Below are 10,852 nucleotides of genomic sequence, written 5' to 3' on the forward strand. Positions count from 1 at the left end.
AGCTGCTGACCACGCTCAATGCCATGGTCCGAACTGGCAAACCTTGGGACAAATCGCTTCACAGCGCTTGACTTCCAAGACGGTTACTCAGTCGAACACGATTTCGGCGCGCCGCTCGTGCGCCTGGGCCATCCAGCTGGCCAGCGCGGCGTCCGACGGGAAGAACAGCGCCCGGTCATCCAGCGCCATTTCGCATTGCGCACCGGGGCGCTGCAGCGCCAGCCGGACCGGCAATCCACGCACCAGATCGCCCTGTTCGGTGTCTTCGCGGCGCGGCGGGAAATCCCGCACCAGTTGCGCCACCGCCGGGGCGTGGCCGTTGACCGCCACGCGAAGGTACTTGCCGAAACGGCAGCGCGCCGACGGCAGGTCCCAGATGTGCTGGATTTTCAGGCGCAGCCCGCCCGAAAAGCGGTCGGGCTGGGCCAGTGCCTGCACGATGATCAGCTCGTCTTCCTTGAGCAGGTTGCGGTGCAGGTTGATCAGGTTCTCGTCGGCACTGACCTCGAACACCGCCGAGCGGTCATCGAGCTTGAAAAACGCCAGCTTGCCCCGCTGGCCGTTGATGACCCGGAAATCCGACACGATGCCGGCCAGCAGCACCGGGTCGCGGCTTTCCTTCACGTCGGCCAGCGCCGTGCGCACGAAGCGGCGCACTTCGGCCTGCACTTCGTCGAACAGGTGGCCCGAAAAGTAAAAGCCGATGGCGGTCTTTTCGTGCGACAGGCACTCCTTGACGCCCCAGGGCACGGTGGTCACGAGGTCGGGCTCCTGGGTGCTGGAGCCGTGCCCGTCGTCGCCCAGCATGTCGAACAGGCCACCCTGGTTGGCGTTGGCCTGGGTGGCGGCGGCGTATTCGAAAGCGACGTCGATCGATGCCAGCAGTTCGGCCCGGTTCAGGTGCAGGGCGTCAAACGCGCCGGCCTTGACCAGGGCTTCCACCGTGCGCTTGTTCAGACGCGAGCGGTCCACCCGCAGGCAGAAATTGAACAGGCTGGTGAAGGGGCCGGTTTCCTGCCCGTTGGGGCCTTCGCCCCGACCTTCGCGGGCCGCCACAATGGCTTCGATGGCCTGCTGGCCCGTGCCCTTGATCGCGCCCAGCCCATAACGCACCACCTTGTCGGTCACCGGCTCGAAGCGGTAAACCCCGCGGTTGACGTCGGGCGGCTCGAAGCTGATGCCCATCTTCAGCGCGTCTTCCCACAACACCTTGAGCTTGTCGGTGTCGTCCATTTCCACCGTCATGTTCGCGCAGAAGAACTCGGCGGTGTAGTGGACCTTGAGCCAGGCCGTGTGATAGGCCAGCAGCGAGTAGGCGGCCGCGTGCGACTTGTTGAAGCCGTAGCCCGCGAACTTTTCCATCAGATCGAAGACCTCGTCGGCCTTCTCCTGGGTGATGCCGTGGGTGGCCAGGGCACCGGCGCGGAACTTCTCGCGGTGCTCGGCCATTTCTTCGGCCTTCTTCTTGCCCATGGCGCGGCGCAGCAAGTCGGCGCCGCCCAGCGAGTAGCCGCCCAGGATCTGCGCGGTCTGCATCACCTGTTCCTGGTAGACCATGATGCCGTAGGTCTCGCTCAGCATCTCGGCCACGGCCGGGTGCGGATAGTCCACCGTCTCGCGCCCGTGCTTGCGCGCCACGAAGCTGGGGATCAGGTCCATCGGGCCCGGCCGGTACAGCGCGTTCAGCGCGATCAGGTCTTCCAGCCGGCTGGGCTTGGCGTCGCGCAGCATGCCCTGCATGCCGCGGCTTTCAAACTGGAACACGGCTTCGGTCTGGCCCTTGGAGAACAGCGCGTAGACCGCCTTGTCGTCCAGCGGGATGTCCTCGAAGCGGAAGTGCTCCTGGCCCTTGTGGCGCTTCATGATGAACTCGCGCGCGATCTCCAGGATGGTCAGCGTGGCCAGCCCCAGAAAGTCGAACTTCACCAGGCCGATGGCTTCGACGTCGTCCTTGTCGTACTGGCTCACCGCCGATTCGCTGCCCGGCTGCATGTAGAGCGGACAGAAATCGGTCAGCTTGCCCGGCGCGATCAGCACGCCCCCGGCGTGCATGCCGATGTTGCGCGTCATGCCTTCGAGCTTCTGCGCCAGCTCGATCAGGGTCCGGACTTCCTCCTCCTTCTCGATGCGCTCTGCCAGGATGGGCTCCATCTCGATGGCGTAGTTGTTCTTGTCGCCTTCTTTCTTGGGCACCGGCGGGTACTGCAGCGTCACGCTCATGCCCGGCTTGTTGGGCACCAGCTTGGAGATGCCGTCGCAGAAGCCGTAGGACAGGTCCAGCACGCGACCCACGTCGCGAATGGCCGCGCGCGCGGCCATGGTGCCGAAGGTGGCGATCTGGCTCACCGCGTTCTTGCCGTAGCGGTCCTTCACGTAATCGATCACCCGGTCGCGGTTGGCCTGGCAGAAGTCGATGTCGAAGTCGGGCATGGACACCCGCTCCGGGTTCAGGAAGCGTTCGAACAGCAGGTTGTACTGCAGCGGGTCCAGGTCGGTGATGAGCAGGGCATAGGCCACCAGCGAACCGGCACCCGAGCCCCGGCCCGGCCCCACCGGACAGCCGTTTTCCTTGGCCCACTGGATGAAGTCCGACACGATGAGGAAGTAGCCCGGGAACCCCATCTTCAGGATGGTGTTGAGCTCGAATTCCAGCCGCTCCACGTAGCGCGGGCGCTCTTTCTCACGCACCGCCTCGTCGGGGAACAGGTGCTTCAGGCGCCCTTCCAGCCCTTCGAAGGAGACGTGGCGGAAATAGTCCTCGGTGGACAGCACCTGCCCGTTGACCGGCGGGATCGGGAAGTTCGGCAACTGCGGCTTGCCCAGCACCAGGGTCAGGTTGCAGCGTTTGGCGATCTCGGCCGTGTTGGCCACGGCCGATGGCAGGTCGGCAAACAGCGCGGCCATCTCGGCCGCCGACTTGAAATACTGCTCGCGCGTGAACCGGCGGATGCGCCGGCTGTTGCCCAGGATTTCCCCTTCGGCAATGCACACCCGCGCCTCGTGCGCCTCGTAATCGTCGGGCTCCAGGAACTGCACCGGGTGCGTGGCCACGACGGGCAGGCGCAAGCGAGCCGCCAGTTCCACGGCGGCGGCCACATGGCGCTCGTCGTCGGCGCGACCGGCGCGCTGCAACTCGATGTAAAACCGGTGAGGAAACAGGCCCGCCAGTTGCAGCGCCACATCGGCGGCGCGCGCGGCGTCACCGGCCATCAGCGCCTGCCCGACCGGCCCGGCCTGGGCGCCCGCGATCAGGATCAGCCCGGCGCCCAGCTCTTCAAGCCATTCCCGCTTGAGCAGCGGCACATCGCGCACCACGTTGCTGGTCCAGGCGCGCGCAATCAGCTCGCTCAGGTTCAGGTAGCCCTGCTTGTCCTGCACCAGCAGCAGCACCCGCGGCGGTGGCAGTTGCGGGCCGGCCGACGGCAGCCCGGGCGGGCCGCCGGCTTCGATGCCGAACCCCTGCAGTGCCACTTCGGCGCCCAGCACCGGTTTGACGCCCGCGCCCCGGGCGGTTTTGTAGAACTTGACCCCGCCAAACAGGTTGTGCAGATCGGTCATGCCCAGGGCGGGCTGGCCGTCGGCCGCAGCGGCGGCCACCACCTCGTCGATGCGTGTGGTGCCATCGACCACGGAAAACTCGGTATGCAGACGCAGGTGAACAAACATGCCGCGATGATGCCACCGCACCGTACCGGATGGCGGAATGCCGCAGGTATTATCCGGACAGATCGCCACCTCCCAAGCCACCGATGACCGCCTCCTCCCCGACCGACCCGGCTCCTGCGCACGCGCCCCAGCCTTCTGCCAGCCTGCCCTGCGACGTGCTGGTGATCGGAGGCGGCCCGGCCGGTTCGACCGTGGCGGCCCTGCTGGCCGAAAAAGGCCACCACGTGGTGGTGCTCGACAAGGACCGGCACCCGCGCTTCCACATCGGCGAATCGTTGCTGCCGGCCAACCTGCCGCTGTTCGAGCGCATGGGCATCGCCGACGAGATCCGGGCCATCGGCATGCACAAGCCGGGTGCGGAGTTCGTCTCGCCCCACCACGAACACACCCAGACCTTTCTGTTCGCCGAAGCCTGGGACAAGTCCATGCCCGCCGCCTACCAGGTCAAGCGCGCCGAATTCGACCAGGTGCTGCTGCGCAACGCGGTGCGTCGCGGCGCCGAGGTGCACGAGGGCACGCGGGCCACGGCGGTCGAATTCGACGCCCGGCACCAGGCCCGGGTGACCGCGCGGCGCGACGACGGCAGCGAGGTGGTCTGGCAGGCACGCTTCCTGATCGACGCCTCCGGGCGCGACACCTTCATGGCCAGCCGGCTGCGCATCAAGCACCGCAACCCGCGCCACAACAGCGCCGCCGTCTACGCGCACTTCCGCCACGCCCGCCGCCACGAAGGCGCCAGCGAGGGCAACATCTCCATCTTCTGGTTCGAGCACGGGTGGTTCTGGTTCATCCCCATGACCGACGACACCACCAGCGTGGGCATGGTGACCTGGCCCTACCACATGAAGACCCGCCAGGGCCGCAGCCTCGACCAGTTCCTGATGGACAACATCGCCACCTGCCCCAAGCTGCAGCAGCGGCTGGCGCAGGCCGAGCGCATGACCGCGGTGGAAGCCACCGGCAACTTCTCCTACGTCGCCGAGCGCAACCACGGCCCCGGTTATCTGATGCTGGGCGATGCCTTCGCCTTCATCGACCCGGTGTTCTCCTCCGGCGTGTGGCTGGCCATGCACAGCGGCGTGATCGGCGCCGAAACGGTCGACACCTGCCTGCGCCAGCCGGCCCAGGCGGCGGCCGCGATGCGCCGCTTCGACCGCGCCATGCGCCACGGTCCGCGCGAGTTCTCGTGGTTCATCTACCGGGTCACCACCCCCATCATGCGGGACTTCTTCATGTACCCGAAGAACGTGCTGCGCATGAAGGAGGCGCTGTTGTCGGTGCTGGCCGGCGATGTCTTCGGCACCACCCCGATCTGGCGCTCCCTGTGGCTGTTCAAAGGGCTGTACTACAGCTCCAACCTGCTGCAGCCGCGCCGCGCCTTCGCGGCCTGGCGGCGTCGGCGCGCCAACATCCGCCCGGTCGACGACCCGGCCGTCTCCACCTGAGGCCTGAAGCCCCATGAAGCGTTCATCTTTTGCCTGTGTGCTGGTGGCCCTGGCGCTGGCCCGCACCGGTTTTGCCGCCGAGGACAAGCCCCTCTGGGAAGTCGGCCTGGGCGTGGGCGCGGTCAGTTTCCCGGCCTACCGGGGGTCCGACCAGTCCCAGCAGTACGTGCTGCCGACCCCGTATTTCATCTACCACGGCCGTTTTCTCAAGGCCGACCGCCACGGCGTGCGCGGGCAATTGTTCGCCTCGGACCGGGTCGACCTGACCGTCTCGGGCGCGCTCTCGCCGCCGGCCCCGAGCCGCCGCATCGACGCCCGCGCCGGCATGCCCGACCTGGAAGCCAACTTCGAGATCGGCCCCGAACTGGACCTCACGCTCTGGACCGCCGAGAACCAGCGCCGGCAGCTCAAGCTCCAGTTGCCGCTGCGCGTGGCCCACACCCTGGACCGCGACGTGCGCAACATCGGCTGGGTGTTCCACCCCAAGCTCAATCTCGACCTGCAGGACCTGCCCGGCCTGCCGGGCTGGAACGTCGGCCTTCAGGCCGGCCCGCTGTTCGGCGACCGCCGCCAGCACCAGTACTTCTATGGCGTCGATGCCGCCTACGCCACCCCCGACCGGCCGGCCTACCGCGCCGGTGCCGGGTTTGCCGGCATGCAGTACCTGGCGGCCATCTCGCGGCGCTACGACCGCTACTGGATCGGCGCATTCCTGCGCTACGACAACCTGTCCGGCGCCACCTTCGCCGACAGCCCACTGGTGCGCACCCGCCATTACGTGGCGGGCGGGGTGGCCATCTCCTGGATCCTCGGCCAGTCGTCCACCCGCGTCGTGGCCGATGACTGAGCGCGCCCGGCAGCGCGGGCCGCTGTGGCCGCTCTACGAACGGCTGGCCATGCTGGTCGGCCTGGGCAGCCTGGCGCTGCTGTGCCTGACCTGGCTGCCCTTCGCCGCGGTGCTGCACCCGCTGCTGCCGCGCCGGGCCGGCCAGTGGCTGGGCCGCCGCGTCATCGCGTGCGCCTTCCGCTTCTACCTGGGCCTGCTGTCGCTGCTGTGCGCCTGCCGCTTCGAACTCGATGCGCTGGACCGGCTGCGCGACGAAAAGTCGCTGATCATCGTGGCCAACCACCCCTCGCTGCTCGACGCGGTGCTGCTCGCGTCGCGCCTGCCCAACGCGGTGTGCGTGATGAAGGCCAGCCTGCTCGACAACCTGCTCTTCGGGGCTGCGGCCCGGCTGGCGCGCTATGTCGGCAACGGCAGCGCCCACCACATCGTCAAACGCAGTTGCCGCAGCCTGGCCGAAGGCGCGCAACTGGTGCTGTTTCCCGAAAGCTCGCGCACGAAGCACTTTCCGCTCGACCCCCTCGACCCGACGGCGGCGCTGATCGCCCGCCGCTCCGGTGTGCCGCTGCAGACCGTGCTGCTGGAGTTCTCCACGCCCTACCTGGGCAAGGACTGGCCGCTCTGGCGCCCCCCGGTGCTGCCCCTGCGCTGCACGGCGCGGCTGGGCCAGCGCTTTCAGGTCACGACCGAACACCATGCCTTCACCGCCGGGCTGGAGCAGTACTTCCGCGCCGAGCTGGCCACCCCCCGCCATGACTGAGCATCCGCCGCCGCAAGCCACCCCCTCCACCAGCCACCTGGTGCTGATCCCCTGCTACAACCCGGGCCGCACTGTCGTGGACACCGTGCGACAGGCCCGCCAGCAGTGGAACCCGGTCTGGGTGGTGGTGGACGGCAGCACCGACGGCAGCACCGCCCGGCTGCGGGAGCTGGCCGCCGACGACCCGGGGCTGCAGGTGCTGGAGCTGCCCGTCAACCAGGGCAAGGGCGCCGCCGTTCTGGAAGGCATCCGCCGCGCCCAGGCCCAGGGCTTCACCCATGCGCTGACGATGGACGCCGACGGCCAGCACCCGGCGGCCCTCATTCCCGCCTTCATGGCCGCCTCGCAGCGGGCGACCGGCGCCATGGTGCTGGGCAAGCCCGTGTTCGGCCCCGAAGCCCCCGCGCTGCGCGTCAACGGCCGCAAGGTGTCCAACGGCTGGGCCAACCTGGAAACCCTGTGGATGGGCGTGGGCGACTCGCTGTACGGGTTCCGCGTCTACCCCATCGCGCCGCTGCGGCGGATCATGGACGGCACCCGCTTCATGCGCCGCTTCGACTTCGACCCCGAGGCCGTGGTGCGGCTGTGCTGGGCCGGTGTGCGACCGATCAACATCGACGCCCCCGTGCGCTACCTCAGCGCCGAGGAAGGCGGTGTTTCCCACTTCAAATACCTGCGCGACAACGCGCTGCTGACGGGGATGCACACGCGCCTGTTCCTGGGCTTCGTGCTGCGCCTGCCCCTGCTGATCGCCCGGCGCCTGCGCCAGGCGGGCCAGAGAACCTGACATTCACCGAAGGGAGCCCGAACATGAACGATTCCCGGCGCTTGGGCGCCATGGTCGACACTGACCGCCTGCGCGGCTATTTCGAGGGCGAAGACGAACGCCGGCGCGTCACCCGCGCCCTGTTCGACGAAGGCGCCAGCGGCTACGACCACGCCGAAAGCCTCACCGCTCTGGGCAGCGGCGCCTGGTACCGGCGCCAGGTGCTGCAACGCGCCGGCTTGCGCGAAGGCATGACGCTGCTCGACGTCGCCGCCGGCACCGGTCTGGTGACGGTGGCCGGGCACGCGCTGACCGGCCCCAGCGGCCGGGTCATCGCGCTCGACCCCTCGCCCGGCATGCTGGCCGAGCTGAAGAAGAAACTGTCGGTCGAGACCCTGGAGGCCTACGCCGAGGCGATTCCGCTGCCCGACGCGGAGGTCGACTTCCTCTCCATGGGTTACGCGCTGCGGCACGTGGGCGATCTGGACCGCGCCTTCGCCGAATACCGGCGCGTGCTCAAGCCCGGCGGGCAGGTCTGCCTGATGGAAATCAGCCGCCCGGCCAGCCGCCTGCAGCGCGCCCTGCTGGGCTTTCACATCGGCGCCGTGGTACCTGCCCTGGCCCGCCTCAGCGGGCGCCACGCCGACATCAAGCGCCTCTGGCGCTACTACGGCGACACCATCGAAGCCGCCCTGGCCCCGCAACCGATCCTGGACGCGCTGCAGCGTGCCGGTTTCACCGACGTCAAGTGCTCGGTGACCCTGGGCATGTTCCGGGAATACACCGCCCGAAAACCATGAGCGCGAACGAGGTCTTCCTCGTCGCCATGCTGATCATCTTCAGCCTGCCGTGGCTGGTCTGGCGGCTGTGCCGCACCGACTACTTCGCTCCGCTGGTGGTGGTGCAGATCGTCATGGGCATCCTGCTCGGCCCCGGCGTGCTGGGCCGCTGGTTTCCGGACTACCACGCCTGGGTGTTTGCGCCGCCCGTGGTGCAGGCGCTCAACGGCCTGGCCCTGTGGGCGGTGATGCTGTTCGTCATGATCGCCGGCACCGAACTCGATCTGGGCCAGGCCTGGCGGCACCGCCGCGAAAGCGGTATCACGGCCGGACTGGCACTGGGTGTACCGCTGCTGCTGGGCTGCGCCGCCGCCGGCGTGCTGCTGCACCTGCCCGGCTGGGTCGGCGAGGCGGCGCAGGGCTGGCAGTTCGTGCTGGGCATCGGCATGGCCTGCGCGGTGACCGCGTTGCCGATCCTGATCCTGCTGATGGAAAAGCTGCAGTTGCTGCGCCAGCCGCTGGGCCAGCGCATCCTGCGCTACGCCAGCCTGGACGACATCGCCGTCTGGGGCCTGCTGGCCCTGATCCTCATGGACTGGAACCGGGTCGGCCGGCAGGCGCTGTTCCTGGCCGGCTTTGCCCTGGCCGCCTGGGGGTTTCGCCGCCTGATGGTGCGGCTGCCCGAGGCCGACCGCTGGCACGTGGCCCTGATCTGGCTGGCCCTGTGCGGCTTCACCGCCGACTGGGCCGGGCTGCACTACATGGTGGGCGCGTTTCTGGCCGGTGCGGTGCTGGAAGCGGCCTGGTTCGACCAGGCGCGGCTGGACCAGTTGCGCCACCACGTGCTGTTGGTGCTGATGCCGGTGTTCTTCCTGTCCACCGGCCTGCGCACCGGCTGGTCGGTCGGTGGCGGCGAGGTTTTTGCGGCGGCGGCACTGCTGCTCGGGGCCACGGTCGCCGGCAAACTGCTGGGCGTGCACCTGGCCGGCCGGGTGCTGGGCTGGCCGGCGTGCGAGGCGCCCATCATCGGCTGGCTGCTGCAGACCAAGGCGCTGATCATGATCATCTTTGCCAACATCCTGCTGGACCGCCAGATCATCACCAGCGCCAGCTTCACCGCCCTGCTGCTGATGGCCGTGGCCAGCACCATGCTCACCACGCCGATGGTGGCGCCGCGTCTGGCCAACCGGCGGGCCCCCTGAGCCCGGCCGGCGCCGTCAGAGCATGGCGCCGTTGATCGAGATCACCTGGCCCGAGATGTAAGCCGCCTGGTCCGAGGCCAGAAAAGCCACCAGGTCGGCCACCTCGCGGGGCTGGCCCACACGCTGCATGGGCACCAGCCGCTTGACCGTGTCGGCGTCGAACTGGCCGTCGATCATGCCGGTGGCGATCAGGCCCGGGGCCACCACGTTGACGGTGACCCCGCGGCTGGCCACCTCCTGCGCCAGCGACTTGCTGGCCGCGTGCAGCGCCCCTTTGGCCGCCGAATAGTTGACCTGCCCGCGGTTGCCGGCCAGCGCCGCCACCGACGACAGGCTGATGATGCGGCCCCAGCGGGTGCGCAGCATGGGCAGGGTCAGCGGCTGGGTCACGTTGAAAAAGCCGCCCAGCGAGACGTCGACCACCCGGTCCCACTGCGCCCCGCTCATGCCCGGAAACACGGCGTCGTCGTGGATGCCCGCGTTGTTCACCAGGATCTGGATCGGCCCTGCAGCCAGCAAGGCTTCCAGCCCGGCCGCGGTGGCGGCGCGGTCGGCCACATCGAAGGCGATGGCCTCGGCCCGGCCGCCCTGCGCCTGGATGCGCGCGACCAGCGCCTGGGCCCGCTCCAGCCCCCGGTGCGCGTGCACGATGACGTGGTGCCCGTCGGCCGCCAGGCGCTCGCAGATGGCCGCGCCGATGCCGCCGCTGCCGCCGGTGACCAGCGCGCGGCGGACAGGAGCGGGAGAGGTCGGGGCGGTGGCAGCGTTCATGGCAACAAAAGGAAATGCGGTCAGGTCAGACGGGCCGCGTCCAGCACCACCGAGGCGCGGCCTTCGAGCAGGCAGCGGCCCGCAGCCGACACGGTGAACTGGTAGAGGATGACGCTGTCGTCGCCCGAGAGGCGTTCGGCCTGCACCAGCAAGTCGTCGGCCACGTCGTCCAGGCGGTCCGCGTGCAGGCGCACTCCGCGCACGCTGGCCAGGTAGCCCACGCCCAGCGGCGCGCCATCGGCCGCCAGTAACACGCCGTGCACGGCCATGGCCTGGGCCGCGTATTCGATGCCCGCCGCCACGCCCAGGCGCCCCGCCTCGCGCAGCGGGTGGTCCGGGGCGGTGTGGCCGGTGGCGCGGCAGCGCACGCGCTGGGCGTCCCAGTCGAGCACCGCGTCCAGCAGGCACATGCGGCCCTGGTGCGGAATGTGGGCGGCGATCCAGTCGCGGTTCAGCACGGCGCGATCTCGACGTCCAGCGGCTCGCCCGGCAACTGTTCCATGACCAGGCTGGCCGCCTGGCCCTGCGCCAGCGCGGCCAGCGCCGGCAGCAGGCGCAAGGCGGGAAACGCCTGGCGCAGCGCTTCGAGCCCCGCCTGCGGCAGGCGCGCCACGGCGGC

Annotated in this window: 9 protein-coding genes; 6 read left to right on the plus strand and 3 right to left on the minus strand. The window is 69.2% G+C overall.

Translation table 11 applies throughout. The features are described from left to right. Nucleotides 1–87: 87 nt before the first annotated feature. On the minus strand, nt 88–3,666 hold the full coding sequence (gene dnaE / locus QQK43_RS21680) for a DNA polymerase III subunit alpha (protein ID WP_284309435.1): 3,579 nt from the start codon (nt 3,664–3,666) through the stop codon (nt 88–90). An 83-nt stretch (nt 3,667–3,749) separates the two neighbouring features. Between dnaE and QQK43_RS21685 the strand changes: the two genes are divergently transcribed. Genes QQK43_RS21685 through QQK43_RS21710 form a run of 6 tightly spaced genes read left to right on the plus strand, consistent with a single transcriptional unit; the run spans nt 3,750 to nt 9,462 of the window. Further along, entirely contained in the window at nt 3,750–5,111 is a 1,362-nt protein-coding gene (locus QQK43_RS21685) for an NAD(P)/FAD-dependent oxidoreductase (protein WP_284309436.1), read from the plus strand. Nucleotides 5,112–5,124: 13 nt separating this feature from the next. Beyond that, nucleotides 5,125–5,958 (plus strand): MipA/OmpV family protein, encoded by an 834-nt coding sequence (locus tag QQK43_RS21690; protein WP_284309437.1) that lies wholly within the window; start codon nt 5,125–5,127, stop codon nt 5,956–5,958. Then, nucleotides 5,951–6,715, plus strand: a complete 765-nt coding sequence (locus tag QQK43_RS21695) for a lysophospholipid acyltransferase family protein (RefSeq protein WP_284309438.1) — start codon at nt 5,951–5,953, stop codon at nt 6,713–6,715. The genes QQK43_RS21690 and QQK43_RS21695 overlap by 8 nt, the downstream gene beginning before the upstream one ends. Next, nucleotides 6,708–7,502 carry a glycosyltransferase family 2 protein gene (locus QQK43_RS21700; RefSeq protein ID WP_284309439.1) on the plus strand — a complete coding sequence of 265 codons (795 nt, stop codon included), beginning with the start codon at nt 6,708–6,710 and terminating at the stop codon, nt 7,500–7,502. Before QQK43_RS21695 ends, QQK43_RS21700 begins: the two co-directional genes overlap by 8 nt. Before the next feature lie 23 nt (nt 7,503–7,525). Beyond that, on the plus strand, nt 7,526–8,281 hold the full coding sequence (locus tag QQK43_RS21705; protein WP_284309440.1) for a class I SAM-dependent methyltransferase: 756 nt from the start codon (nt 7,526–7,528) through the stop codon (nt 8,279–8,281). After that, nucleotides 8,278–9,462, plus strand: a complete 1,185-nt coding sequence (locus QQK43_RS21710; RefSeq protein ID WP_284309441.1) for a cation:proton antiporter — start codon at nt 8,278–8,280, stop codon at nt 9,460–9,462. Before QQK43_RS21705 ends, QQK43_RS21710 begins: the two co-directional genes overlap by 4 nt. A 15-nt stretch (nt 9,463–9,477) precedes the next feature. Here the strand turns inward: QQK43_RS21710 and fabG are convergent, their stop codons facing one another. Further along, complete coding sequence (gene fabG, locus QQK43_RS21715) at nt 9,478–10,233, minus strand: 3-oxoacyl-ACP reductase FabG (RefSeq protein WP_284309442.1); 756 nt, start codon at nt 10,231–10,233, stop codon at nt 9,478–9,480. 20 nt (nt 10,234–10,253) lie between these two features. Further along, a complete protein-coding gene (locus tag QQK43_RS21720) occupies nt 10,254–10,691 on the minus strand; it encodes a hotdog family protein (protein WP_502260860.1) in 438 nt (145 codons plus the stop codon). Between the last annotated feature and the right edge of the window lie 161 nt (nt 10,692–10,852).

It is taken from the genome of Hydrogenophaga electricum (assembly GCF_030160815.1).
Lineage (GTDB): Bacteria > Pseudomonadota > Gammaproteobacteria > Burkholderiales > Burkholderiaceae_C > Hydrogenophaga > Hydrogenophaga electricum.